General features: G+C 61.2%; 17 protein-coding genes and 1 pseudogene. 12 read left to right on the top strand and 6 right to left on the bottom strand.

Features of this window, described 5'->3' with window-relative positions; all coding sequences use genetic code 11:
* Positions 1 to 42: 42 nt before the first annotated feature.
* Complete coding sequence (locus QFZ40_RS01600) at positions 43 to 468, bottom strand: CBU_0592 family membrane protein (RefSeq protein WP_306902467.1); 426 nt, start codon at positions 466 to 468, stop codon at positions 43 to 45.
* Between the two features lie 194 nt (positions 469 to 662).
* Between QFZ40_RS01600 and QFZ40_RS01595 the strand changes: the two genes are divergently transcribed.
* A complete protein-coding gene (locus QFZ40_RS01595; RefSeq protein WP_306902466.1) occupies positions 663 to 1,586 on the top strand; it encodes a LysR family transcriptional regulator in 924 nt (307 codons plus the stop codon).
* Positions 1,587 to 1,609: 23 nt separating this feature from the next.
* Here QFZ40_RS01595 and QFZ40_RS01590 read toward each other — a convergent pair.
* A pseudogene (locus QFZ40_RS01590) lies at positions 1,610 to 2,783 on the bottom strand (MFS transporter).
* Positions 2,780 to 3,445 (bottom strand): GntR family transcriptional regulator, encoded by a 666-nt coding sequence (locus tag QFZ40_RS01585; protein ID WP_306902465.1) that lies wholly within the window; start codon positions 3,443 to 3,445, stop codon positions 2,780 to 2,782. The pseudogene QFZ40_RS01590 and the gene QFZ40_RS01585 overlap by 4 nt, the downstream one beginning before the upstream one ends.
* Before the next feature lie 192 nt (positions 3,446 to 3,637).
* Here QFZ40_RS01585 and QFZ40_RS01580 point away from each other — a divergent pair, with 192 nt between their 5' ends.
* Together QFZ40_RS01580 and QFZ40_RS01575 are read left to right on the top strand one after the other, a co-directional pair.
* Positions 3,638 to 4,189 carry a hypothetical protein gene (locus QFZ40_RS01580; RefSeq protein ID WP_306902464.1) on the top strand — a complete coding sequence of 184 codons (552 nt, stop codon included), beginning with the start codon at positions 3,638 to 3,640 and terminating at the stop codon, positions 4,187 to 4,189.
* Entirely contained in the window at positions 4,186 to 7,050 is a 2,865-nt protein-coding gene (locus QFZ40_RS01575) for an ATP-binding cassette domain-containing protein (RefSeq protein WP_306902463.1), read from the top strand. Before QFZ40_RS01580 ends, QFZ40_RS01575 begins: the two co-directional genes overlap by 4 nt.
* 40 nt (positions 7,051 to 7,090) lie before the next feature.
* On the opposite strand, the gene QFZ40_RS01570 is transcribed toward QFZ40_RS01575, so the two are convergent.
* Genes QFZ40_RS01570 through QFZ40_RS01560 form a run of 3 tightly spaced genes read right to left on the bottom strand, consistent with a single transcriptional unit; the run spans position 7,091 to position 12,292 of the window.
* On the bottom strand, positions 7,091 to 7,243 hold the full coding sequence (locus QFZ40_RS01570) for a hypothetical protein (RefSeq protein ID WP_306902462.1): 153 nt from the start codon (positions 7,241 to 7,243) through the stop codon (positions 7,091 to 7,093).
* Positions 7,244 to 7,285: 42 nt separating this feature from the next.
* Entirely contained in the window at positions 7,286 to 10,936 is a 3,651-nt protein-coding gene (metH, locus tag QFZ40_RS01565; protein WP_306902461.1) for a methionine synthase, read from the bottom strand.
* Between the two features lie 51 nt (positions 10,937 to 10,987).
* Positions 10,988 to 12,292, bottom strand: coding sequence for a hypothetical protein (locus QFZ40_RS01560; RefSeq protein WP_306902460.1), 1,305 nt, complete (start codon positions 12,290 to 12,292; stop codon positions 10,988 to 10,990).
* A 213-nt stretch (positions 12,293 to 12,505) separates the two neighbouring features.
* On the opposite strand from QFZ40_RS01560, the gene QFZ40_RS01555 reads away from it, so the two are divergent.
* From QFZ40_RS01555 to QFZ40_RS01515, 9 genes are all read left to right on the top strand, one after another.
* Positions 12,506 to 14,476 (top strand): type I restriction-modification system subunit M, encoded by a 1,971-nt coding sequence (locus QFZ40_RS01555; protein ID WP_306902459.1) that lies wholly within the window; start codon positions 12,506 to 12,508, stop codon positions 14,474 to 14,476.
* On the top strand, positions 14,473 to 15,780 hold the full coding sequence (locus QFZ40_RS01550; RefSeq protein WP_306902457.1) for a restriction endonuclease subunit S: 1,308 nt from the start codon (positions 14,473 to 14,475) through the stop codon (positions 15,778 to 15,780). The genes QFZ40_RS01555 and QFZ40_RS01550 overlap by 4 nt, the downstream gene beginning before the upstream one ends.
* On the top strand, positions 15,777 to 17,876 hold the full coding sequence (locus QFZ40_RS01545; protein ID WP_306902456.1) for a GmrSD restriction endonuclease domain-containing protein: 2,100 nt from the start codon (positions 15,777 to 15,779) through the stop codon (positions 17,874 to 17,876). Before QFZ40_RS01550 ends, QFZ40_RS01545 begins: the two co-directional genes overlap by 4 nt.
* Positions 17,877 to 18,049: 173 nt before the next feature.
* Entirely contained in the window at positions 18,050 to 18,223 is a 174-nt protein-coding gene (locus tag QFZ40_RS01540; RefSeq protein ID WP_306902455.1) for a DUF4357 domain-containing protein, read from the top strand.
* Positions 18,224 to 18,251: 28 nt separating this feature from the next.
* The gene (locus tag QFZ40_RS01535; protein WP_306902454.1) at positions 18,252 to 21,323 is read left to right on the top strand and encodes a type I restriction endonuclease subunit R; all 3,072 of its coding nucleotides are present in this window, start codon (positions 18,252 to 18,254) and stop codon (positions 21,321 to 21,323) included.
* A 521-nt stretch (positions 21,324 to 21,844) separates the two neighbouring features.
* Positions 21,845 to 22,324, top strand: coding sequence for a hypothetical protein (locus QFZ40_RS01530; protein WP_306902453.1), 480 nt, complete (start codon positions 21,845 to 21,847; stop codon positions 22,322 to 22,324).
* A 261-nt stretch (positions 22,325 to 22,585) separates the two neighbouring features.
* A complete protein-coding gene (locus QFZ40_RS01525; protein ID WP_306902451.1) occupies positions 22,586 to 24,433 on the top strand; it encodes an AAA family ATPase in 1,848 nt (615 codons plus the stop codon).
* Positions 24,434 to 24,436: 3 nt separating this feature from the next.
* Positions 24,437 to 25,348 carry a sensor histidine kinase gene (locus QFZ40_RS01520; RefSeq protein WP_306902450.1) on the top strand — a complete coding sequence of 304 codons (912 nt, stop codon included), beginning with the start codon at positions 24,437 to 24,439 and terminating at the stop codon, positions 25,346 to 25,348.
* Positions 25,329 to 26,738, top strand: a complete 1,410-nt coding sequence (locus QFZ40_RS01515; RefSeq protein WP_306902449.1) for a phosphotransferase — start codon at positions 25,329 to 25,331, stop codon at positions 26,736 to 26,738. The genes QFZ40_RS01520 and QFZ40_RS01515 overlap by 20 nt, the downstream gene beginning before the upstream one ends.
* Positions 26,739 to 26,755 lie beyond the last annotated feature (17 nt).

Here is a 26,755-nt window from a genome sequence, read left to right as displayed (position 1 = left end):
CGGCGATCCCGCACGCTTCCCGCGAACTGGGCGAACCCGGGTTCAGGACGTCCGCGCCGTCGGCGCTGCTACCCGCCCGTCACGCCGGCTGGCTTGGCACTCAGACACTCGTCCCACGACGTCGCCGTGAACGGCAGAAGTAATCGCCTCGACGACAGCGATTTGGCCGGTGGTGTCAGGGACGCCGGGAAACTGCACCTGCGGGGCCTCAACTGCGGCCACCGGCAACTGGTGCGTGGCGCGCATGCGCAGAATCGCAACAGCGGAAATAAGGCACCAAGCCACGTTCGTGACCACTGAGGGCCACGCTTCGTGGACCGCGCCATTGACGATGAAGGCACATGCACCGATGAGGTTGGCCACCTGGAAGTGCTTGCCGGCCTTCAACCAACCCATGGAAACAGCCAGGTATGCCGCCAGGATCAGAACTGCCCCCGACCAACCTGCAATTTCCCACAGCAGTTCCATGACGTCCTTCCAGAGGTGATGCCCGGCTGCCCATCCGCTGGGCGGAGCGTAAATGGCGGGCTAAATGAGGGTGGTTCGGAAGAGGGGTTGCTTGAATTTCTCCGCCGTGCCATCCGGTTTAACAGCAATTATGAGCCCGAAGTAGCTTTAGAGCAATTGCATTTAACTGAAGGTATGGTTTAGAACTACTTAACATGGATATCGATCCGCGCAGGCTGCGCGTTCTTCTTGCGGTTGCCCGTACGGGCGGGGTGCTCGCCGCGGCTGACGAACTGGGAATTACGGCCTCGGCCGTCTCACAGCAGCTCACCAAATTGGAGGACGAGACGGGGCACACCATGGTGGTGCGCACGCCCAAAGGCTCAGCCTTGACACCCGCCGGGCTGGCAGTTGCGGAAGCTGGCGAGGAAATTGAACGCGCACTCAGCGTCGCCCGCGCCCGCATCGAAGGCGTGGCCAAGATCGCAGGCGTCGTGCGCGTGGGCGGATTCACCAGCTTCGTCCGGACGGTGGTGATCCCGCGCCTGCCCGAGTGGCGCACCAAGTACCCGCAATTACAGATCCGGATCGTCGAGGACGACTTCCCTGCCCTGATGCGGCTGCTCCGCCAGCGCGAGCTCGACGCCGTCGTGGTCGAGCTCGATTCGACGACGGCCGAACAGCGTTCACTTTCCGCCGGAATGACCGAGGAACCCCTGTTGGACGAGCCATGGAAGCTGGTGGTTCCCGCCGGCGCCCTGCTCACCACCGAGAACATCGACCTTGCCCGGCTGCCACTTCCATGGCTTGGGGTCGATCCCATGGCCGCCAACTCTGCAGTGCTCGGCCGGCTCCGTCAGTCAGCGGGCGCCCGGATGGAGACCGCGCACCAGTACCAGGACACGCTGACCGCTCTCGCACTCGTCGCTGCGGGCGAGGGTATTGCGATCGTGCCCACTTTGGCGTTGAGCGGCGTCGCCCACGACGGAGTCGACGTTCTGGACGTCCCCGGGCTCGGAACGCGACGCATCGTCCTGCGACGGTTCGACCGCAGACGGTCGCCCAGCACGCCGGTGGACACCGTCGCACGCCTTCTACGGGAATCGGCCGGGGCGTTCGACACGCGGTCGGCATCGTGAGCGGGCCTTTTGGGGTGAGGGGTCTAATCGTCCAGGCGCACACCGCGCAGCAGCAGGAGCGTCCCGCCTACCACCACCGCCGATGCCAGGAAGACTCCTCCCGCGCCAAGCCCTGCCGCCACTACGCCGATGGCGCTGGGCAGGACCACCTGGCCGACCCTGTTGCCGGCCAGGCGCAAGGCAAGCGCCCGGCCGCGCTGCCCCGCCGGCGCCTGCGCTGAAAGCCAGGACATGGTGAGGGGCTGGCCAATCCCGAGCCCCAACCCCAGTACAGCCATCACCACAAACAGCAGCCATGCCGGCATGGGAATGGCCGCCGCAGAGAGTGCGGCTGTGGACAGCGCAAAGCAAACGCATGCGCCCCAGCTTCCGGGCCATCTGGCCCAACAAGAGCCGGGAAAGCATGGAGAACGCGGCACGGGTGGTGAGCATCAGGCCCACCGTTGCCGCAGTGAACCCGCGCTCGGATCCGAGCGCCGGGAGGTAGACCATGGTCAGGTCCACCACGGCCAGGACGGTGGCGCTGGTGGCCAAAGCCCGTGCGACGCCGGGTGTCCTCAGCAGCGAAACGACATTGCCATTGCCGCCATCGCCGTCGCCCACAACTGCTCTCCTCCTGCTGCAGCTGACCTTGGCCGAGACGCCGAAAGTGGCCACGAACAACACCAGGCTCATGCAGGCAGAGAGGAAGAAGATCGCTTGGGTGTCGGGGCGGATCGAGGCGCCTCCCACCAGGGAAATCGCCAATGGCCCCAGGGCCTGTCCCAGCGATGCCGCGAAGGTCAGGTAGCCGAAGGCCGAGTCCATCCTGGATGCGGCAGCGTTATTGGCCACCACCGCTTGCTGCCCCACCACGCAAGCAAGTTGGCCGGCGCCGAGGAACGCGGTCCCGATCACCAGGGTCACGATCGACGATCCCCAGAGCAGCAGGAAGACAGAGCAGCCAAGAACGACGCCGGATCCGATTGCCATCAGCCGGCGCTCACCCAGGCGGTCCACCAGTCCGCCCGTGGGGACTGCCAGCAACAAGGGGAAGACGGCGTAGCTGGCGGCGAGGAGGCCCAGTGCGAAACCGGGAACGTCCAGCTCGAGGGCCCGGTAGGTGGCGGCGGGACGGACCAGGAAGGTCACAGCCTGGATCAGGGCCGAATGTGTGAGGAGGGCTGTGGCCGAGCGGCGTCCGAGTTCACCAATCATGAGGTGAGGAGACTGCTGCCGGTGATGGCCCGCACCGCTGCGTCCCGGGCTCCCATGACGTGGTCGAAAGCGAGCTTGGCTGCCTTTTCGGGCTTGCCGGCGGCCACCGCAGCCACCAGGATCCGGTGCTGTGCCAGGGCCTGGTCCCGCCGTTCTTGCGTGCTGTTGGTGAAGTGGCGGTACCGCTCCATCTGGCTGGAAATCTGGTCATGGAACCGCCGGGCCCATGAATTCCCAGCAATCTCGGCGATTTTTGCGTGCAGCGACATGCCCTGCTTCATGGCTTCGTCGGCAAACTGCACCAGGGCGGCGTTGCGCTCAAGAATGCCGTTGAGGACTTCGATGTCCGCCGGCGTCGCCGTCACGCACGCCTGCCGTGCCATGAGCGATTCCATCGCCGCGCGCACCTCGTACAGCTCGGAAATGACGGCCGCATCCAGGGCCGGGACCAGCACGCCCCCGGTAGGCTGCTGTTCCAGCAGGTTCTCCGAAATGAGCCTTCGGATGGCCTCCCGCAGCGGCGTACGGCTCACCTGCAGCGCCTCAGCCATTGCCGGTTCGTAGATACGGGCTCCAGGCTTGAGCTCAAGGCCCAGGATCTGCCGTTTCAGCTCCGTGTAGACAACGTGTGCCCCGGTGTTCCGGGACGGTGAATCTGCCATGTAGGGACCTCCACCGATCATCCTACTTGTATACATCTATACAAGTTCACGAACCGGGAAAACCTGATGCTGCCCAGCTATGCGATGACTCCAACCCGATGACGTTGACCACCGTCGTACGCTACGGGCAACGCTGACGTCATACAGGCGACAGCATCCCGCTCCTGACCAGCAACGGAATACCCTTGACAGGTGACTTTGACTACGATCCGCACCGCCGCCGCGAGCTCCCTCGCCGCCGCAGGTCTCCTGATTACCCTCGCCGCCTGTTCTACCCCGGTCGCCAGCCAGCCAACCACCTCCGCACCGGTTTCGCCGGCTTCATCCGCCTCCTCATCCGGACCCTGCACCGGCGTGAAGGTCATCGTTGATTCGGGCGCCCTGAAGCAGGCCGCCGCTGACAAGTCCGTCTGCGTCCCGGTGGACGCGCCGACGCCCGCTTCCAAGGTGCTCGACCAGGCAGACGTCAAAACTGTAGGCACTACCCAATATCCCAACGAACTGGTGTGCCGCGTGAACGGCGTACCGGCCGCGGACTTCGACATCGTCCACAAGGGCGGCACGTACAAGGAAGAATGCAGCGGCATGCCCGCCGCCTTTGCCTACTGGTCCCTCTGGGTGAAGCCGGCCACCGGTGACTGGGCCTACGCCCAGGAAGGCCTCGCCACCCTGCAGGTGAAGCCCGGAGAGAGCCTGGAACTGCTCTACGCGGTCGACGGCGAACCAGCCGCTCCTAAGGCATGACGTTTCGACCCGCGCCGTTACGTGCAGCGGCGGCTCTCGCCGTCGTCTTCATCGCGGCGCGGGTCATCTACCGCATCCTTTTCAACGGGGCGGGCATCGGCGAACCGGTACTGCTCGACCTGCCGCCGGTTCGGCTGCCTCCCCCGTACGCCCATGTGGTCCTCCTCGGTCCCTTAACGGGACCCGGCTTGTGGCAGGCGGTTCTGTCCGCCCTGCCGATTGCCGGGCTGATCCTCGCTTTCGGCATCCTCAACGCCTGGGTGGACGTGGCGCGAGGCTTCGTGCACCTGGCCCGACGCGGCCCCATGCAGGGCATTGCCCGGATGCTTGTGGTGGCGTGGGCGGCGCTTCCGGCACTCGCCGACGCCGTCACCTCCGTGCGCCTGGCGTTTCGATTGCGGGGCGAGCGCTTCGGACCCCGCTCCCTTGTTCCCGTGCTCGAGCGGACCCTTGAGCACGCCGGCCGGGTGGCCGCCGCTCTGGAGTTGCGGGGCTTCGGGAGCCGGGCACCACTCCAACCCGGCCTCGGCAACGAAGCGCCGGTTCTGGTCCGGGACGCACAGTTCCGCATTGGTGATGCGCGGGTGCGCGTCACCGGATTCGCGCCGCCAAGCGGGTCAGTTGCTGTCATCACCGGCCCGACAGGCTCCGGCAAGTCCACCATCCTGCGGGGTGTCGCCGGCCTCCTCTCGCACGTTGACGGTGGAGAAATTTCCGGCACCGTGCGCGTCGGTGGAACGGACCGGGGCACCACGCCGCCTCGCGATACCGCCCGCCTCATCGGCGTCGTATTGCAGAATCCGCGCGCAGCATTTGCCAGCACGCGGGTCCGGGACGAAATTTCCCTCGCACTTGAACTGCGCGGCGTGGCGTCCGGTACCGCCAAGGCCCGGGTGCTGGAGGTCGCCGAGACTATTGGGGTGTCGGCGCTGCTGGACCGGAATCTCAGCACCCTCTCGGCCGGTGAGGCAACGCTCGTGGCCATCGCCGCCGCGGTAGTGGAGCAGCCGGCCCTGCTCCTGGTTGACGAGCCACTGGCCGACCTTGACACCGCAGCACGTGGACGAGTCCTCGCCGTGCTCAACGCCCTCGCCCGCGATGCCGGCGTCTGCGTCATCGTGGCTGAGCACCGGGCGGAAGCGCTCCTGCCGGTTGCCGACTCGTGGTGGACCATCAACGACGGCGCCCTTGTGCCCTCTTCAGCGCCAGCCGCGCGTTCGCACCCTGCCTGTACCCGTCCCACGCCGGCACAGCCAGCGGACCTCGTGCCCGTGCTGACTGCGACCAAGCTCGCGGTACACCGCAAGGGCACGCCGGTGGTGCGCGAGGCGTCCCTGACCCTGCACCGCGGTGAAGTGGTCGCCCTGGTGGGCCCAAACGGGGCCGGGAAGTCGTCTCTCCTGGTGGCGCTCGCCCTCGGTGAGGGAACGGTTGGTGACGGAACAGTCGACGGCGGCACGGGCGGTCAAAACATGCTCGACGGCGGTCGGGTCGCCCTCGTCCCGGACGCCTCGGACGATCTCTTCACCAGGGACACGGTCGCAGGAGAGCTCCGCGCGGCCGAACGGCGCCAGGCGCGCCGAAAGGACGGCGGACGGCCTGAGCCTGGCTCCGCGGCATCACGCCTGGCCCGTTTGCGGGGAGACGTCACCATTCCCATCGGGCACGAGCATCCCCGGGACCTCTCCGCAGGAGAGCGCAGGATCCTTGCCATCGCGCTGCAGACCATGGACGATCCCCAGGTACTCATGATTGATGAGCCCACTCGCGGGCTCGATCCTGCGGCGCGCGCGGCAGTCACCGCCGCGCTTCGGGCCGCAGCGGATGCCGGCACGGCTGTCCTGATCGCTACCCACGACCTCGACTTTGCCCACGGACTCGGCGCCCGAATCCTCCCGATCCGTGACGGCGTCGCGCCCTCCACCGCGGCGGCCACTGCGGCCGAACCGGCCCTTCCGTTTATCCGGCCAGCAGCTGCCGGGGCAAGACCAAGGGTTGTCGAGGAATCAACAGATCCCCAGGGCGCCAAAAAACGGCGACACATCCGGATGCCGCGGGGCGTGGAGCTCGCAGTTCTCGCAGCCGCGAACATTCTCGCCCTCGCAGCATTCTGCTGGCCCTTGCTCGCCGCAGCCCTCCCGGAGGATGCCGCCGCAGCCCTCCCCTACGCGGCACTGGCCATCACGCCGATCGCCGTCGTTGCCATCGTCGTGTCCCTCGACGGCTCGGTCCGCTCCGCACATACCGTGGCGTTGCTCGGCGTCCTGGCAGCGGTAGGTTCCGCTGTGCGGGTGGCGAGCACCGGCGTCGGGGGCGTTGAAGCAGTCTTTATCCTGCTGATCCTGGCCGGACGGGCCTTCGGTGCCCGTTTCGGCCTGCTCCTCGGCGCCGCCACCATCGCGGTCTCCAGCGCGTTGTGGAGTGGCATCGGGCCCTGGACGCCGTTCCAGATCTTCGCCTGTGCGTGGGTCGGCGCCGGAGCCGGCCTGCTCCCCCGCCGGGTCCGGGGCAAAGCCGAACTGTGGATGCTGTGCGCGTACGGCGCCGTGGCGTCCTACCTGTTCGGCCTGCTGACCAATCTGTGGTTCTGGCCCTTCGCGGTAGGTGCCGGCACCGGCATCTCCTACCAGCCCGGCGCGCCGCTGGGCACCAACCTGAGCAGTTTCCTGCTGTATTCGCTGGTGACGTCGACGGCGGGCTGGGACACCCTGCGGGCCGTCACCACGATCGTCGGAATCATTCTCGTGGGGCGGGCCGTTCTCGCGACGTTCCGGCGGGTCAAGCCGGTCTCCAGCATGGGCGGGCACGCCGCGAAGGCTCACTCCGGCCAGGCCAAAGACCGGCTTCAGCTCACCCCGTGAAGCAAGCTCCCGCCGTCGTCCGCTTCTTTTTAGCTAGGCGTTAGACGTTGGCTCTCCGTTTGAACCAGCCCCAGACGGCCGTAGCCACGAACAGGATCAGGCCGATGAATGCCAGCCACAGCAGGCCCTTCACCACGAAGCCGAGGATCGAAAGGATCAGCCAAATGATAAGCAGTGTGATGATAATTCCCATAGGGGAAGCTTAGGCCCTGTCCCCGCGGAAGCAGGCACCAACTCACACCTTGAAGTACTTCGCCTCCGGGTGGTGGAACACGAACGCGTCGGTGGACTGTTCGGGGTGCAGCATCAGCTCATCGCTGAGGATCACGCCCATCCGCTCGGGTTTCAGCAGTTCCGTCACCTTGCGGCGGTCCTCCATGTCAGGGCACGCGGGGTAGCCGAGCGAGAAGCGGGCGCCGCGGTAATCGAGCTTGAAGTACCCGGCCTTGTCCTTGGGCTCCTCGGCTGCGAAACCCAGCTCGGTGCGGATGCGGGCGTGCCAGAATTCCGCAAGCGCCTCGGTGAGCTGCATGACCAGGCCGTTGAGCTCGTAGTAGTCGCGGTACTGATTCGCGGCAAACATCTTGGACGTGAACTCCTCGATCGCTGAACCGGCGGTGACCAGCTGGACCGGCAGCACGTCGATCTGGCCCGATTCGCGTGACCGCACGAAGTCGGCGAGGCACAGGTGCCGGTCCCGGCGCTGGCGCGGGAAGTCGAAACGCAGACGCTCGGTGCCGATCGGGCCGCCTGAGCCGCCGTCGGGGGCGAGCAGTCCCGCAGTGCCGAGGACGCCGTCGGGATCCTCGCCGTGGTGCAGCACCACTACCTGTTCCCCCTCGGAGACCACCGGGAAATAGCCGTACGCGACGGAGGCGTCGAGCATTCCCTCGGCGAGGATGCGGTCCAGCCAGTACCGCAGGCGCGGCCGTCCCTCGAGTTCCACCAGTTCCTCGTAGGAGGCGCCGTCATCGCCGCGGCCGGGCTTGAGCCCCCACTGCCCCATGAACGTGGCGCGCTCGTCAAGCAAGGCCGCGTAGTCGTGCAGTGCCACGCCGCGTACGATGCGCGTGCCCCAGAACGGCGGCGCAGGCACGGCATTGTCAGCGACGACGTCGGAACGTCCGGGCATCGCCTCCGGTTCGGTCACCGTAAACTTCGCGCCGCCCTTATGGATCCGCTTCTTCAGCGGCGGAAGGCCGACGTCGTCCGGCGACTCGCCGCGGGCGACGCGGACCAGCGGTTCCATGAGTGAGAGGCCTTCGAAGGCGTCCTTGGCGTACCTGACCACGCCATCAAACTGCTCCGCCAGGTCCTGCTCCACGTACGCGCGGGTCAGGGCTGCACCGCCGAGGATGATGGGCCACTTCTTCGCCAGGCCACGGGACTGCAGCTCCGCGAGGTTCTCCTTCATCACCACGGTGGACTTCACCAGCAGGCCGGACATGCCGATCACGTCGGCGTTGTGCTCCTCCGCCGCGGCCATGATCTCGGCGATGCCCTGCTTGATGCCGATGTTGATGACCTTGTAGCCGTTGTTGGCGAGGATGATGTCCACCAGGTTCTTGCCGATGTCATGCACATCGCCGCGCACAGTGGCGATCACCATGGTGCCCTTGCCCGACGAATCCGACTTCTCCATGTGCGGCTCCAGCAGCGCCACGGCGTTCTTCATCACCTCGGCGGACTGCAGCACGAACGGCAGCTGCATTTCGCCGGCGCCGAAGCGCTCGCCCACCACCTTCATGCCCTCGAGCAGGTAGTCGTTGATGATGCCGAGCGGGGTCAATCCTTCGGACCGCGCCAGGTCGAGGTCCGCTTCAAGGCCCTTGCCCTCGCCGTCGATGATGCGCCGTTCCAGGCGCGCACCCGTGGGCAGCGCCGCGAGTTCGGCGGCGCGCTGGTCCTTGAGTGCTGCGGTGTCGACGCCGGCGAACAGGTCCAGCATGATGGCCAGCGGGTCGTAGGTGACGTTGCCGTCGGCGTCGTATTCGCGGCGGTCCCAGACGAGGTCCAGCGCCACCTTGCGCTGCTCCTCCGGCAGGGACGCGAGGGGCACGATCTTGGCGGCGTCGATGATGCCGCTGGACAAGCCCGCCTGTGTGGCCTCGTGCAGGAACACCGAGTTCAGGACCATGCGGGCTGCCGGGTTCAGGCCGAAGGATACGTTGGAGACGCCGAGCGTGGTGTTGATGCCGGGGTACTTCGCGGTGATCTGGCGGATGGCCTCGATGGTTTCGATGCCGTCCCGGCGGGTCTCTTCCTGGCCGGTGGCGACCGGAAAGGTCAGGCAATCGACGATGATGTCTTCTACCCGCATCCCCCATTCGCCCATCAGGGCGTCGACGAGGCGTGAGGCGATGGCCACCTTGCCATCGGTGGTGCGCGCCTGGCCCTGCTCGTCGATGGTCAGGGCGATCACGGCGGTGCCGTGCTCCTTCACGAGCGGCATGATGCGCGCGAAGCGGCTGGTGGGGCCGTCGCCGTCCTCGTAGTTGACGGAGTTAACCACGGGGCGGCCGCCGATGTGTTCGAGCCCGGCCTGAAGTACTGCCGGTTCGGTGGAGTCCATGACCAGGGGGAGCGTGGAGGCCGACGCGAAACGGGAGACGATCTCCTTCATGTCGGCCACGCCGTCGCGCCCCACATAGTCGATGCACACGTCCAGCAGGTGCGCGCCAACACGGACCTGCTCGCGGGCGATATCGACGCAGTCATCCCAGCGCTCTTCGAGCATCGCCTGGCGGAACGCCTTCGAACCGTTCGCGTTGGTGCGCTCACCGATGGCGAGGTAGGACAGCTCCTGGTCGAAATTCACGTGGTGGTAGAGGGAAGCGATGCCCGCTTCCCGTTCGGTCGGAACGCGGCTACCGTCTTTGCCCCTCCCACCGCTGGCGACGGAGGCGCCGTTGCGGAAGGGTGCAAGGCGTTCGACGACGGCGGCCATGTGCTCCGGCGTCGTACCGCAACATCCGCCCACCAGGCCCAGGCCGAATTCCCGCACGAACTGCTCGTGTGCGGTGGCAAGTTCGATGGGTGACAGCGGATAGTGCGCGCCGTTGGGCCCAAGCACCGGCAGGCCTGCGTTGGGCATGCAGGCGATGGCCACGGAGGACTGCTTGGACAGGTGGCGCAGGTGCTCGCTCATCTCGTCCGGGCCGGTGGCGCAGTTCAGGCCGATGGCGTCGACGCCGAGCGGTTCGAGCGCGGTGAGCGCGGCGCCGATCTCGGAGCCCATGAGCATGGTTCCGGTGGTCTCGACGGTCACCTCGACGAAAATGGGGAGCCTGATGCCGCGGGTGACGATGGCCTGTTTGCAGCCGTTGACCGCGGCTTTGGTCTGCAGGAGGTCCTGGCTGGTTTCGATGAGGAAGGCGTCCGCTCCCCCGTCGATGAGGCCCTCGGCCTGCAGGGCGAAGGTCTGCTTGAGGTAGTCGTAGCTGGTGTGGCCGAGGCTGGGGAGCTTGGTGCCCGGGCCCATGGAGCCCAGCACCCAGCGCATCCGTCCGTCTGTTTTTTCGGCCGCTTCGGCGCGTTCGCGGGCGATCTCCGCGCCCTTCCGGGCGAGCTCTTCGATGCGGTCGTCGATGCCGTAGTCGGAGAGGTTTGACCAGTTCGCGCCGAAGGTGTTGGTTTCGACGGCGTCGATGCCGACGGCGAAGTACGCGTCATGGATGTCCGCCAGGACGTCCGGCCGCGTGTGGTTGAGGATCTCGTTGCAGCCTTCGAGCCCCAGGAAGTCCTCCTCGAGTGAGAGCTCCCGGCCCTGCAGCATGGTGCCCATCGCGCCGTCGGCAATGACGACCCGGTGGTTCACGGCGTCCAGAAGCGCCTGGGCACGGGCAGGGCGGGGCACGGAGTCTATATCAAGCGCAAAACGGGGCATCTAAATAGGTTACGGGCGACACGCCGAAACATTGCTTCGTATTTCCATGTACTACGACGAGGCGTGGTCGCTTTCAGGGACTGCAGACTTGTTGTTCTCGGGTTGAGGTTCCGCTTTCTCGATTTCCCCGGGGCTCTGTCGTCGCGCCTCGATTCCCTGGGCTACGTGCAGGATCGTATCTTCGACAGTTTCCCCGATGGCTTTGGGAACTGAAGCCACTCCTTCGGCGACGGCAGCGGCGGAGTTCACCACGACACCCCCAGCTTTTTGGCCAAGGCGGATCACGGATTCGTGCCAGTGCGTGCGCTCGATCGACGCTGGCTCCGGCATATCGAAGGACGAGCTAAAGACCCGCAATAATCGCTGCATTTCCTCAGCGGCAGTGTAAAGCTTTGGCATTTCCAGGGGGTTCGTAATGCGGGTAAAGCTATCCACATCCACCGCTTTCGAAATAGCGTCTGACAAGTTTTGGATTGCCGTGCTGGTGGTGGTCATGCGCCGCTCGCGCGCCTTGGCGATATGCCGGTCATGAGCCGGGGAGTCTGACCCATCCTGCACACTTCGGACAGCCTCGAGGGCGTCCATGCGAACCATGTTTGTCAGAGCCACGGCTGCAATGACCAGCCAGTGCTTCAGCTCCCCCCTTGCAGTAGTCTCAGCTTTATTGACTCGCTTGCCGAAGTTTTTTACGGTAAGACTGTCGGCAATGGTATTCAGGTGGTTCAGGGCGACGGCGTGAGCCTGGGCAAGAGCCGCCGCCTGCCCCGACACCTGGTCCCAGAGAGCATCGTTCAGCCGCCCCGTCTCCTCGAAGTATCCAAATGCCTTGTCTAGGACGTGGGTCGTGCCCTGTACGTTGCCGAGCGCTTCGTCACGGTTATCCCGAACAATTGTGTCCAGCTTCGCGTCCACAGCCTGAACAAGCGTATCGAGGTCTTTGAGGGCCACGCGGATCGCCAAAGTCGCGGCCATGAGCTGCACATTCGCGGCCGCGGCAGGGTTGACCGGAGAAGAGCTCACCAGTTCGATGATCGTGTCAATCCTCCCATCTGACTGTCGCAGCACCCCGCTGACAATCCCGAGCTTTTCCTCGGTGGAACCGACGAGTTCCAGAAATCGAGCGTAAGACTCGGGAGTCATGTGGAAGGAATTGCCCGGGATATTTGCCGACATCGCCATCGCAACCGCCCCAGCCAGGCCGGCGAGGAGATCAGCTACCCCTGACCCCAAGTTGGCACGGTCCTCTGGCTTGACATCCAACTTGCGGAAAAGCTCCGCAATGGCTGTCGGATCACCCGCCACCAAGGCATTCTTGCCGTCAACATACAGGGAAAGCTCGTGGTCGTTGTCACTCATTTGAACATCTTCACATATCCTTCCGACGCAGCACGGCGACGCGACCCCGGACTCTCCATAACCCATCGATCGCCCACCAAGCCACCCTCGCCAATACAATGCAAGGGCAAGTACGTGCGTGATCGATTGAACGCTGCACGGCATGGGGGCGCCGACGGCGTGATCGGCTAAAGTCAGCGCACCCCACTGTCCGCGGCACAGAAAGTGGGAACAGTGGCCGGCAACAACAACGCCAACCTGGTGTGGAGCCTCGCGAATATTCTGCGGGGCACCTACAAGCCGGCCCAGTACGGCTCGGTGATCCTGCCATTCACCATCCTGCGCCGCTTGGATTGCGTCCTCGAAAAAACCAGGGCCGCCGTTCTCGCTGAACAGGAGGCCAAAAAGGACCTCAACATTCCGTTGGACACCTTCCTGAAGAAGGCTTCCGGCCACACCTTCTTCAACACCTCGAAGTTCAATTTCGCCAAGCTCCTGGACGACCCAACAAACATCAAGGCGAATATCCTCAATTACGTGCAGGGATTCTCGGAGAACACCAGGGACATCTTCGAGCGTTTCGAGTTCTACAAAACGCTCGAGAAGCTGGACAGCTCGGACCTGCTCTACCACGTGACCAAGGACTTCGCCGCGATCGACCTCCACCCGGAGACCATCAGCAACATCGAGATGGGCCTCATGTTCGAGGAGCTCATCCGGCGCTTCGCCGAAGCCTCCAACGAGACCGCCGGTGAGCACTTCACCCCGCGCGAAGTCATCCAGCTCATGGTCCAGCTCCTGCTGAACTACGACGACGACGTCCTCACCAAAGAGGGCATCGTCCGGAGCATCTATGACCCCACTGCCGGAACGGGCGGGATGCTCACCGTCGCGCAGGAACACCTGCACGCGCTTAACCCGAGCGCCTCGCTCGTCGCCTATGGGCAGGAAATCAACGACGAGTCCTACGCCATCTGCAAATCTGACCTGCTAATCAAGGGCCAGGACATCTCCAAGATCTCCGTCGGCGACACCCTCGCCAACGACCAGAACATCGGCCAGCAGTTCGACTTCATGCTCTCCAACCCGCCCTTCGGCGTTGAGTGGAAGAAGATCCAGCCGCAGATCCAGAAGGAGCACGAACTCCACGGCTTCGCCGGCCGCTTCGGCCCGGGCCTGCCCCGCGTGAGCGACGGATCCCTGCTGTTCCTGCTGCACCTGGTCCGCAAGATGCGCCCGGCGCACGACGGCGGATCCCGCATCGGCATAGTCCTGAACGGCTCACCGCTGTTCACCGGCGGCGCCGGCTCGGGCGAGTCCGAGATCCGCAAGTACCTGATCGAAAACGACTTCGTGGAGGCCATCATCGCCCTGCCCACTGATATGTTCTACAACACCGGCATCTCCACCTACATCTGGATCCTCTCGAACAGCAAGAAGCAGAAGCATCCGGAGCGCGTCGGCAAGATCCAGCTCATCAACGGCATCGACTTCTTCCAGAAGATGCGCAAGAGCCTCGGCTCCAAGCGCAAGGAGCTCGGCCCCAACGACATCGCCACGATTGTCAGCCTCTACGGCGCTTTTGAGGATGACGGCGAGACCTCCAAAATCCGCAACAACCGCGACTTCGGCTACTCCACCATCACGGTCGAGCGCCCGCTTAAGCTCAATTTCGCCTTCGCTCCCGATAGGATCGACGCCGTGCTGGCGCAGAAGCCGGTGGAAAAGCTGTCCGACGACGACCGGCAGCTTCTGGAGAAGGCCCTCCGCTCACCGGCGGTAGAGACGGCGGAGACCTACAAGAACCGCGAGGCCTTCCTCCGCGTGCTGAAGCCCGCTCTCACTCAGGTAGGCCTGAAACTGGCCGCACCGGTCCTCAAGTCCGTCATTGCCGGTCTCTCCGAACGTGACGAGACCGCCGACATCTGCAAGGGGCCCAAGGGCATCCCCGAAGCCGACGCCGACCTGCGCGACACCGAAAATGTGCCCCTTGGTGAGAACATCCAGGCCTACTTCGCCCGCGAGGTCTTGCCGCATGTCCCCGACGCCTGGATTGATGACACCAAGACCAAGGTTGGCTACGAAATCCCCTTCACACGACACTTCTACAAGTACCTGGCGCCGAGGACTTTGGACGAGATCGACTATGACCTGAACACGCTCATCTCGCAGATTACAACGTTGCTGGCCGAGGTGGAGAAGTGACAGGGCTCAAACCACACCCGGAATACAAAGCTTCTGGGGTCGATTGGTTGGGCGATATTCCTGCGCATTGGGAGATGGTCAAGCTCAAGAACGGCTTCGACTTGCAGAAGAGACCAGTCATCAAATCTGCCGGGATTGTGACGGCCTTCCGGGACGGCCAAGTAACACTTCGATCGAACCGACGGATCGACGGTTATACAGAGGGCGACAAGCAGATTGGCTATCAGACCATTCACTCGGGCGACCTCGTGATCCACGCAATGGACGCCTTTGCTGGGGCCATTGGGGTTTCGGACTCACTGGGACAATCGACGCCGGTCTATTCGGCCTGCACTCCAAAGCCCGGATTCAACGCCCACTTCTACGCTCGAGCGCTGCGGCACATTGCATTGACTGGGTACATTAGTTCACTTGCGAAGGGTGTTCGGGAAAGATCTACCGACTTCCGATGGGCGGACGCCAAAGAGTTACCTATTCCTAAGCCTCCGCTAGAGGAACAGAACAACATTGTTTCTTTCCTCGACCGCGAAACCGCCCAGATCGACGACCTAATTGGTAAGCAAGAGCGCCTCATTAATCTGCTTGCTGAGAAGCGCCAGGCGCTCATCACCCACGCCGTCACCAAAGGCCTCGACCCCACCGCCCCCACCAAGCCCTCCGGCATCCCCTGGCTCGGTGACATACCCACAGCTTGGAACGTGTCTAAGCTCAACTGGCAATCCAAAGGCATTGGCGATGGTCTTCATGGGACGCCCACGTACTCAGACACGGGTTCCATCCCGTTCGTGAACGGAACGAACCTCCTAGGTGACAGCATACGAATCACGGATTCGACGAACTTCGTAGAAGAAGATCAATTGAGCTCGGCTGATGTCAGTTTAGACGAATCCACAGTGTTGATGTCGATCAATGGCACAGTCGGAAATTGCGCCGTTTTAGGAAATCAACGAGTGATGTTGAGTAAGAGCGCTGCATACATCAAGTGTTCCGAAAGTCTGCACGCCCAATTTCTCGCCCATTATCTCCGTTCGTACCCGACGAGGAGTTACTTTGTCTCGGCTTCTGGCGGAACCACAATCGCGAACCTTTCTCTAGCGACCCTGCGAGGAACACCGGTTCCGGTCCCTCCCTTTCAAGAGCAGATGGAGGTTACAACATGGCTAGACGAACAGATCCACAAACTCGATGGACTGCGTACTAAATCATTGCAAGCAATCGAGCTCCTCCGCGAGCGTCGCTCCGCCCTCATCTCCGTGGCCGTCACCGGCAAGATAGATGTCACTAACGAAGGAGTTGCGGCATGAGCACGGTATTCAAGCCAGTTGGATGGAAGGTTCAGGGTCTGGTTGACTCGGTTGAATCAGGGGTCGTGCAGCTGCCCGACCTTCAGCGGCCCTTTGTGTGGCCCAAGTCGAAGATCCGCGACCTACTCGACTCCATGTACCGCGGTTACCCCGTTGGCGAGCTGATGTTCTGGAATGTCTCTCAGGAAGATTCTTCTCGAACGATCTCCGGTGCCACCGGAAGGATTGGTGCGCACCAGATCATTGACGGTCAGCAGCGGCTCACCAGCCTGTACGCCGTTTTCAAGGGTGCGGCGGTCAGGGATGCGGACTACAACACCAAGTCCATGTCCATAGCCTTCAACCCGATCACAGAGAAGTTTGAGGTGACTAACACTGCGATAGAAAAATCAGCGGATTGGATAAGTAACGTCTCCGACTTCTTCGAGAAGCCTCTCAGGGTCCGGAAGATGTACAAAAAGCGGTATGAAGAAGCTCGAGGAACCCTGAGCGATGACGATGAAGAGCTCATCGAGGAGCGTCTCGGCCAACTCGATTCCTTACGGAACTACGAATTTACCGTCGTTGAAATCCAGCCCAACGCTGATAAAGAAGTTGTCGCAGACATCTTTGTCCGGATCAACTCCGAGGGCGTAAGCCTCAAGGCATCGGACTTCATCTTGACGTGGCTGAGTGTCTTTTGGCCGGAAGGGCGGGATCAGCTGGAGGACTTCGCCCGGAATTCGCGACTAACCCCTCAACGGGCAAGCGAGATCGCGAGCCGTACTGTGTCCTGGACTCCGATCAACAACTATCTCGCGGTCGATGCTGGGCAGCTGGTGCGGGTGCTGGTGGCCGTGGGTCAGAACCGGGCCAAGCTTGGCGACGCGTACAACGCGCTCCAGGCTAAGGACCGCAGTACCGGCTTTGTCGTGCCTGAGCGGCAAGAGGCTGAGCTGGCGAAGCTTCAGGCAGCGCTGCCTGTCGTGCTCAAAGACCTGCACTGGACCGAATTCATCCGATGCCTCGCCGTGGCCGGTTTTAAATCCCGGAAAATGGTCACCTCGGACATGAACATCCTATCCAGCTATGCCCTCTGGATCCTGGGGCGTACCCGCTTCGGTGTGGACGTCACTACCCTGCGGAACCTCATGGCCCGCTGGCTCTTCATGTCCCAGTTGTCCGGACGCTATACCGGAAGCGCGGAGACCCAACTCCAGAAGGACCTGGATCGTTTGACGGCCATCGATGGCAGCGATTCGGCCAGCTTTGTCGCGACACTTGAGACAGTCATTTCTGCCGAGCTATCGGACGATTTCTGGACCCTGCGAATGCCGGATTCCCTCGTGACATCGTCATCCGCCTTGTCGCCGGCATATCAGACTTACCTCGCCGCGCTGAATATTCTCGACGCGGATATGTTCATGCTGAGGAACAAAGTCCAACAATGGATGGATCCCTCCTTGCCGGCAACCAAGGGGACAGAGGGCCATCACCTGAACCCTCGCAAATACCTGGAAAACGTCGTCGGCATTAAAGACCTGAAGAAGATCAATCAGGTCGCCAACTTCGCGCCCACCGACTGGAGTACCAATATCCTGATCTCCGACCGCGAGCCTTCCGAGTATTGGCCGGCTCTGGTGGCCGCACGCGGGTTCAACGGGGACGCGCTGCGGCAGCAGATGTTCTGGCACGCTCTCCCGGAGGACTGGGAAACGATGGGCTATGAGGAGTTCCTGCAGGAGCGACGGATCCTCATGGCCCAGGTGACGAGGGCAGGCTACGAAAAACTCAAGTCCGGACAGTCGGTAGAGTCCCCGACCATTACGGTGATTGCACAGCCAGCTACCCATCTTGAAATCGATGTCGCTGACCTTGTCGAAGCCGGCATCCTTTCACCCGGTGATTTCCTCAGCCCCGCCGATGACTCCATCAGGATGCGGGCCGAGGTAACTGAAGACGGAGTGGTCGTCATTGACGGTCATGAATTTTCCACGCTGGACGCCGCAGCGCACCACGCCGGCGCTGATAACCTTCCCGGGGCGGAGTTTTGGCAGGTGGAGAACGAGGCGGGCGAGCAAATCGCTATCCAAGATTTGATGAGTCGGGTTTCGTAATGAACGCATCCTTGCCAGTTCAAGGCACAACCTACTACTTTCACCACCGTAGTTGTGATTTGGAATGTCGCCTCGTCGGTGAACAGATGCTGGTCATCGCAGGTTCGTCAGCTCGTGCTGATGCTAGGCCCGGGGCGCCCGAGACAATCCTGAGTCGCCGAAGCAGACTCGTATTGGACGGAGTTGCCGAAGTTGCCGGGGAACGGTTCGTCCTGAAGCAGGATTACCTTTTCGCGGGTCCCCAGCAGGCCGTGGATTTGATGAACGGCGGTCACGTTCGGGATCCGCGAAAGCTGTGGCGGGATGCGAATGGAACATCGCTGCACGATCTTCAGACCAACGAGTAGGGGACTCATTTTGGCGCAACACAATGAAGTGACATTCGAGGATGAAATCTGCGATGCCCTTGCGGCCCAGGGCTGGATCTACGAGCCGCACCGGAAAGCCAGCGAGCTCTACGACGCCGCCCGGGCGCTCGTCCCCGAGGATGTCTTCGCGTGGCTGGCGGACACGCAGCCGCAAGAGCTGGCGAAGGTCCTGAAGCCCACGGACTCCCCTGCCGAGCGCGAGCTCGCCAAGGCGCTGCTGCTGGACCGGCTCTGCAAGGTTCTGGACAAGCCGGCGGCCAAGGAAGCGGGCATGCTCTCTGTGCTGCGTACGGGGTTCAAGGACGTCGCCGCGAAGTTTGAGATGTGCCAGTTCAAGCCGGCCATGGGTCTGAATCCGGAAACCCAGGACCGCTACGGCAAGGTCCACCTGCGGGTGATCCGCCAGGTGCATTACTCCACGGTGGACATCAGGAAGAGCATCGACCTCGTCCTGTTCGTCAACGGCCTGCCGGTGGCGACCATCGAGCTGAAAACGGACTTTACGCAGAACATCAATGACGCCGTCGAGCAGTACCGCAAGGACCGGCTGCCCCGGAACGGGCAGAACAAGGAAGAACCTCTCCTGTCCTTTGGCCGCCGCGCGCTGGTGCACTTCGCCGGGAGCAACGATGAGATCCAGATGACCACCGAGCTGAAGGGCAAGGACACGTACTTCCTCCCGTTCAACCTGGGCGATAACGGCCGGGCCGGGAACCCGGTCCATCCGAAGGGTTCGGCCACCAGCTACCTCTGGGAGCAGGTGCTGCAGCGCGACTCCTGGTTGAACATCATCGGAAAGTTCCTGCACCTGCAGATCAGCGACAAGACCAACCCCGTCACCGGTGAGCGGGAGGTCCGGAAATCCCTGCTGTTCCCCCGCTACCACCAGTGGGACGTCGTCAACGAGCTCATCGAGACCGCCCGGACCGAGGGCCCGGACCACCGCTACCTCGTGCAGCACTCCGCCGGGTCCGGCAAGACCAATTCCATTGCCTGGACCGCGCACCAGCTCAGCTCCCTGCATGGGGCCGGTAACGAAAAAATCTTCGACTCGGTGATCGTCGTGACGGACCGGACCGTGCTGGATGCCCAGCTGCAGGACGCGATTTACCAGATCGAGCACAAGTCCGGCGTCGTGGTCCCCATCCGCGGCAACGCCGGTTCCAAGTCGGCCGAACTCACCGCGGCGTTGGTGGCCCGGACACCGATCATTATCGTCACGATCCAGACCTTCCCGTTCGCGCTGAAGGCCATCGCCGAGTCCCAGGCGCTGAAGGGCCGGAACTTCGCCATCATCGCCGACGAGGCCCACTCCTCCCAGACCGGCTCCACCGCGAACAAGCTCAAGAAGGTTCTCTCCACTGAGGAACTGGCGGATGTCAATGACGGCGGCGAGTTCGACGTCGAGGCGTACCTTGCCGCCGAAATGGCTGAACGGGCGGACGCGAAGAACATCAGCTACTTCGCCTTCACCGCCACCCCGAAGGCCAAGACGCTGGAGCTGTTCGGCCGCAAGGGTCCGGACGGGCTGCCGCAGCCGTTCCACCTGTACTCGATGCAGCAGGCCATCGAGGAACGCTTTATCCTCGACGTGCTTCAGAACTACACCAGTTACAAGGTGGCGTACCGGCTGGCGCACGACGGCCGCGAATACGACTCCGAGGACGCCAAGGTGGAAAAGTCCGAGGCGCTGAAGTCGCTGATGAGCTGGGTGAAGTTGCACCCGTACAACATCAGCCAGAAGGTCCAGGTGATCGTGGAGCACTTCCGTGCCAACGTCGCCTGGCGCCTGGACGGCAAGGCCAAGGCTATGGTCGTCACCGGCTCCCGCAAGGAAGCCGTGAGGTACAAGCTCGCTATCGACACATACCTACACGACGCCGGCTACTCCGGCCTGGCCGCCATGGTGGCCTTCTCCGGCGAAGTCACTGACGCCGAATCCGGACCCGATCACTTCACCGAGATCAACATGAACCCCGGTCTAAAGGGCAGGACCCTCCCCGAGGCATTCTCGACAGACGAGTACCAGATCATGCTGGTGGCCAACAAGTTCCAGACCGGCTTCGACCAGCCCCTGCTCGTGGCAATGTACGTGGACAAGAAGCTCTCCGGAGTCTCAGCCGTGCAGACCTTGTCCCGGCTCAACCGCACAGCCGTAGGCAAGGACCAGACCTTCGTGCTGGACTTCGTCAACAACCCGGACGAAATCTTGTCCTCCTTCCAGCCCTACTTCCGCGAGGCCGCCCTGGAAGGCGCTTCCGACCCGAACGTGGTGCATGACCTTCAGGCCAAGCTCGACGCCGCTCAGATCTACGTGGAGTCCGAGGTGGACGGGCTGGTGAAGTCCTATGTCCTAGAGGCCGGCAACAACGCGCTCTCCGGTTGGGTGGCTCCGGCGAAGTCGCGCTTCAACACCCGGTACAACGCCGCCGTTGCGGAGGGCGATAAGGCCGCCCAGGACGAGCTGGACCTGTTCCGGAAAGACCTTGGCTCGTTTGTCCGCGCCTACGACTTCCTCTCTCAGATCATCGACTTCGCCGACACGGACCTGGAGAAGCGCTCGATCTACTACAAGCACCTCCTGCCGGTGCTCCGCGTGAACGACGCGAAGGTGGCGCTGGACCTCTCCGGCGTGGTGCTTGCCAAATACGCGCTCAAGGACAAGGGCCAGGCCCAGCTGCAGCTCTCCGGCGAGGATGCGCTGCTTAAGCCACCCACAGAGGTGGGCACCGGACAGGCGAAGGACCCGGTACTCGCGACGTGGGAAGAGATCATCCAGCAAGCTAACCTTCCGTTCGAGGGTGAGGAGCTGGACGCTGTAGCCCACTTTGTCGAGGGAGTACGCAGAGAGCTGGTGAAGAACGAGACACTTCAGAAGCAGGCGCAGAACAACTCACGCAACCACTTCGGCAGCAGCCCGCACTTGGAAAAGGCCGTCACGGACGCAGTCTCGAACTCGATGGACAGCCACTACAACCTGAGTCTTCAGGCGCTGGGCGACAAGACGAAGATGAGCGCACTCCTGAAAATGCTTAGTGAATTGGTCTACGAGGAATTGCAGGGATCCGAGGCACCCTGAAACCCTACCGCCGGAATAGGTGACCGTCTCGAACGGGACAAAGGTCTTGGTGAGACAGGTGGTCTGCGGGAGGTCGTCGCTGGTTCGATGAGGAAGGCGTCCGCTCCCCGCCCTCGGCATGCAGGGCGAATATCTGCTTGAGATAAGTCAGCGATGGCCGAAAAGTCAAACATCCGTGACGCCACAAACTGGTGATAGGCAATGTGCGCGGTCAGGCTGGAGCATTGGTTTATGCACACTGACCACGAGAAACCGGGCCTGTCGGACCATCTGAGTTGCTTCGAAGCTACTACGATCTGGAGCCATGGCAGCGGACGCGGATCAAGAAGTCGCCGCCCAGGCATTGGGTCAGCTTGTTGAAGAGCATTGATTATGAAGTGACAACCCTTCTACGTCATCAAGCGACTTGGGAGTCGTTCCGAAAAGCAACTGTTAGTAGCAGCGTTGCTGAGGCGAACCCTTACTTTCCTACGTGGGTCAGTGAGCTGTACTCAGCCACCGTAGCAATAGGAATCCGCAGAATGGTCGACGATGACAACAGGACAGGCTCTTTCGTGCAGTTGCTACAGAAAATGGAAGCTGCACCGCAGAAACTGTCGAGGGAGTGGTTCATTGGCGGCGTAGAGCTGCCGATGGCTCAGCGGTTGGACCTGACGTTCACGTTTTACGGGGATCCGCTTCAGACAGGCTACTTCGATCCTGAGGTGGCGAGAGAGGATCTGGAAAAGCTGATCACTATCTCCCACCGCGTAAGAAGGTACGTAAATCAGCATGTCGCCCATTCCCAGCGAACTCGGACAGCGGACATACCGACCTATGGCGATATACGCGCTGTCCTGGACCATCTACTCATACTGATTCACAAATACACACTCCTCCTCAGACAGTCCGAGCGCGTCCAAGGTGCTCCCGTCATTCAAGAGCCATGGATGCGAATCTTCACGCAAGCATGGATTCAACCCGAGGAGCTGGCCAGCATCGAAGATGGCACTGGCACCTGAAAGCCACCATTAATTAGCTACTACTGGCAGTCGCACGACGCCGACACATGGCATAGCGCAAACAATCACGGACTATGCTGACGATGCCCTAAACCGCGAGTCAACAAAGGCAGGAGCAGTCCCCTATGGTCGATGCATAGGCCAGGTTAGGGAACATCGCCTGCGTCCCTGTCCTACATGCTGCAATGAGACACACTCAAGGACTTCCCATAGCCTTGCCCGTGACAAGATTGGGGGAGCGAAAATCATAAGGAGTCCGCGGTGCGAATCGAACGACTGCAAGTTGAGACAGAAGGCTTCCTCGCCGGCTTGGACCTAAAATTCCATGAAGGCCTAAACGTGATCATTGGCGCCCGCGGCACCGGGAAAACTTCAGTCGTGGAGCTGATCCGCTATTGCCTCGGTGCAGGTTCATTTACTGAAGATGCTGCTCTGAGAGGGAATCAACAGGCCGTCGCAGTGCTAGACGGCGGCGCTGTTCACCTGACGATTAGGGATGGTAACGACTCTTTCGTGGTTTCAAGGTCGGCTGCCGGTCACGTCTCCACTACCGGCGGACCAAAGCATGTAGCTTGCACCGTTCTTGCTCAAAATGAAATTGAAGCCGTGGGAGCACAAGGGCCGGGTCGCCTTCACCTAATCGACCGATTCAGACACGATCGGCAAGATACGTTCCAACGAATGGAAAGCATACGTGCCAAGCTGAGCAGTCTCACGGCAGAATTGGCGGCTCTTCAAAAGGAACGTCGGGCTTTAAGTGAACAACTTGCCGGAATGTCGGCTATCACCCGAGAACTCGATGAAGCGAAAATGCATCAACAAAAAATGCTCGAGGCCTCAAAAACCTCAAGAGAGCAGCAAGACCTTTTGAAGTCTCTACAGGCTGCAGGCCAATCGCTAGCTGCTACCGAGTCGACACTTTCACAAGACCGAATTCAAACAGCCGCTTTCGAGACCGAATTGCGCAGACTACGTGCCAGCGTCCCCTCTCTTCTTCAGCGATGGCCTGAATCTGCTGGTGAGGATGTACTGGCCGACTACCGTCCTGCCTTACGACATATCGAATCACTCCTAGATGCCGCTGTAGGTCAGGTCCAGCTTGTTGCCGAGGGGGTTACTAAGGCATCCAGCCAGGCATCGAGTGTGAAAGGCAGCATCGACCAGGAAAGCCGTAAAATTCGGCAAGTCTTAGAATCTGCCCAAGCAGGCATAGGCCACACGACCCGCGTGGTTGCAGAACTTGAGGAGCGAAGCGGGCAACTGCAGGCTTTACGGGGCCGCCTTACTGAGCGTCTAGAGATACTCCAGTTAGTTTCGGCGGAACGAGACCAACTTTACGAAGAGCTAGACGCCATCCGCGAGCAGATCTACAGGGAAAGGGCCTCGATTGCCGCCGCGCTAAACGAGAGCCTTTCGCCAATGGTGCGCGTTCGAGTGGCTAAATCCGAGAACATCGAAAACTACAGCTCCGCCATCATCGGTGCCCTCCGGGGTAGCGGCATCCATTACAACTCGATAGCACCCAAGCTGGCCCGTGAGGTATCTCCCCAGGAACTGGTCACTTGGGTCGAAACAACAAACTCAGCCGCCCTGGGTGCAGCGTTGGGTATCGCTCCTGAGCGGGCACTCTCCATCGTCGTGGCCCTACAAAGTCAGGGAGCTGCGGAAATTATTACTGCAGCGATCGACGACGGCGTTGGTCTTGACCTGCTGGACGGCCCAGAGTACAAGCCCACCGACCGCTTATCGATAGGCCAACGTTGCACTGCTGTGCTGCCCGTCCTGCTTGGTCACCACGGTGACCCCCTAGTATTGGACCAACCGGAAGACCACTTGGATAACGCCTTCATAGCTTCGACTCTGGTTAGAGCCCTTCAGCGCCGCCAAGCGGGCGATCAATTCATCCTGACTAGCCACAATGCCAACATCCCCGTGCTAGGCGGGGCAGATTGGGTGGTTGTTATGGAGTCCGACGGGGAAAAGGGATTCGTTTCTCATCAAGGTTGCCTAGATGACCACCAAATTGTCTCGGCAGTAAATCGCATCATGGAAGGCGGAACAGAGGCGTTCGCTACTAGGGCGACTTTCTATGACCGTAGAGGACTGTAGGTAGTGAGAGACGGCGAGCCGTTCTTTCTACTGGCTTCGCGAAAGGCCATCGAACGTCTTCGTGGTGCGCGGATGCTGATGGAGCTAGACTCCGCCCCCTCGATGTCCCGACTCCGTCAGCTCAGGTCTACTGAGCCGGATTCATGGGTTAAAGCAGCCCTGGACAGGGCTATTTCAAAGTGGGAGTCAGCAGGTAATCCAAGCTATGAGGAATCCTGGATTTCCATCCCTGCGTTGGAATTGGAAGACATAAAAGCTGAGGCGATCCAGTCAGTAACGCAAGTGATACTTCATGAAATAAAGCCTCTGATCGCAGACATCCATGGAGCGGCAAAAAATGCAATCGGAACGGAATACACGGGATCGATAATTTCGCGCCGAATCGAGCGTCTGAAGGATCTACTAGTAACGATCCGCCGGTTAAACGAAGCTTCGACGCCACCCGATTGGATGGAGTTCGACTTGGTCGATCTTGTTGTAGAAGTAATCAGTGATAGCGGATTCACCAGAAATCAAGCAGTTGCCTCCCGAGTTGATACCGTGTCTGCAAAAGGTGATCGAGGGCTTATCCGCTTGGCCTTGGAAAATGCATTACGGAACGCAGTAGAAGCAAGTGAGAATACAAAGAAGACGGTCATAGTTAACTGCGGTGCGAATGAGCTCCAGGCATGGATTTCTGTGCTGGATGAGGGCATCGGCCTACCCGACGCCCGAGAGAACCTGTACGAACCCGGAGTCACAAAGAAGTCCAAAGATGCCCATTTTGGCTGGGGATTAACCATAGCCAAGCGTGCTATCAAGTCATTGGACGGTTCCATAAACCTGATATCGCGCGAAAGTGGCGGAACGTCATGTGAGATCAGATGGCCCCTACCGACTCCGAGCGAAGGCAAATATGAAGATTCTCCTGGTTGAAGATGAGGACCGCAGCGTGCGGCAGGCAATGGCAGGCATCGATGCCGCTGCGCCGGGCGCATTCGTGACGGTAGTGGGCTCACGGGATGAAGCCGTGAAGGTCCTCCATACGGAGGGATTTGATCTCATCGTATGCGATCTCCGTATCCCTCCGTATGCTGCTAGCGCTGACATAAGTGATCGCCACGGGCTCGCCGTACATACGGAGGCGCGAGAATCATGCCCTGGCACACCAATTGTTTTTCTCTCGGCATTTGCGACGCCCCGCAATACAAGTACCCCGCTCTCATTTGGCGGTACTCAGAACGTCTTTGGCCTCAGTGGTTATCCCATGGTCCAACTCATCGAGAAGGATGACCTTGATAGGTTTGAAGCTTTGGTTCGTGCTCTTTTCTCCGCTTTAACTTCACTCGATACCTCATGTCAAGTTTTATCTGGCGACGTCGAAGATGACATGTTTCTGCGCGCCGTAAGAATCTACGCCAAGCAGATAAGCATGTCCCAAGCGGAAATTCACGCCATGCCTGGCGGGCTTTCAAATGCGCCACTCGGTCGTGTGTCATTCTCATCAACTCAGTCAGGAAGGGCAAACGTATTCATGAAGGTCGTTTCCTTCGCTGATGCTGAAAGCGAAACCCTTCGATTTCAGGAGTTCGTCCCTAATAGGTTGCAGGGTGCAAACTTTGCACCTTCTCTCCCGCCGATAACGGCTGGTCTTCGAGGGCAGGCCGCTCTGATATCAAACCTTGCGGACGGCTGCGATTCCTTATTCGGTATTTTGAGAACGAGCGACCTAAAAGCCGCAGAAGCAGTTAAGGCTTTAAAGATCGCAACCACGCCTTGGGAACATGCGGTGGACCCAGCTCCCACCAGGCTTGGAGATCTACGGAAACGTAGGATCAATAATGATAAACTTGAGACATTAAACGAAAGTATCGAGGAATTCCGAGCAATTGAGTCCTGCGAGATTGCCATGAAGTCCCGAATATGTCACGGTGATTTGCATGGCGAAAATGTTCTAGTAACGCCTGATGGAAGACCGATTCTCATCGATTTCGGTGACCTAGGACCAAATGCCGCGCCATTGGACCCCGTAACCTTAGAATTAAGCATCATCTTTCATAAGGCTGGCCCTGCCCGTTCGTCTGCTTGGGCTGAATCAGTCGATTGGGCTTCATGGGCAGATTTGGAGACATTCGCTGCGGGATCGCCGTTCGAGAGCTTTATTCGCGAGTGCCGAGGTTGGGCTCTGCAGCAGGATAGCCCAGACTCGGTTTATGGTATGGCCTACGCGCACTCTATCCGTCAGTTCAAGTATTCCGACGTCAACAGGGCAATCGCTCGAGCCATCGCTCTATCCGCTAGCAGATCAATAGGCAGAGGGGCCTAATTTCTGACTCAGGCAAC

Origin of the sequence: Arthrobacter pascens (genome assembly GCF_030816475.1) — a bacterium.
Lineage (GTDB): Bacteria > Actinomycetota > Actinomycetes > Actinomycetales > Micrococcaceae > Arthrobacter > Arthrobacter pascens_B.
This window is presented reverse-complemented; position numbering and strand designations above follow the sequence as displayed.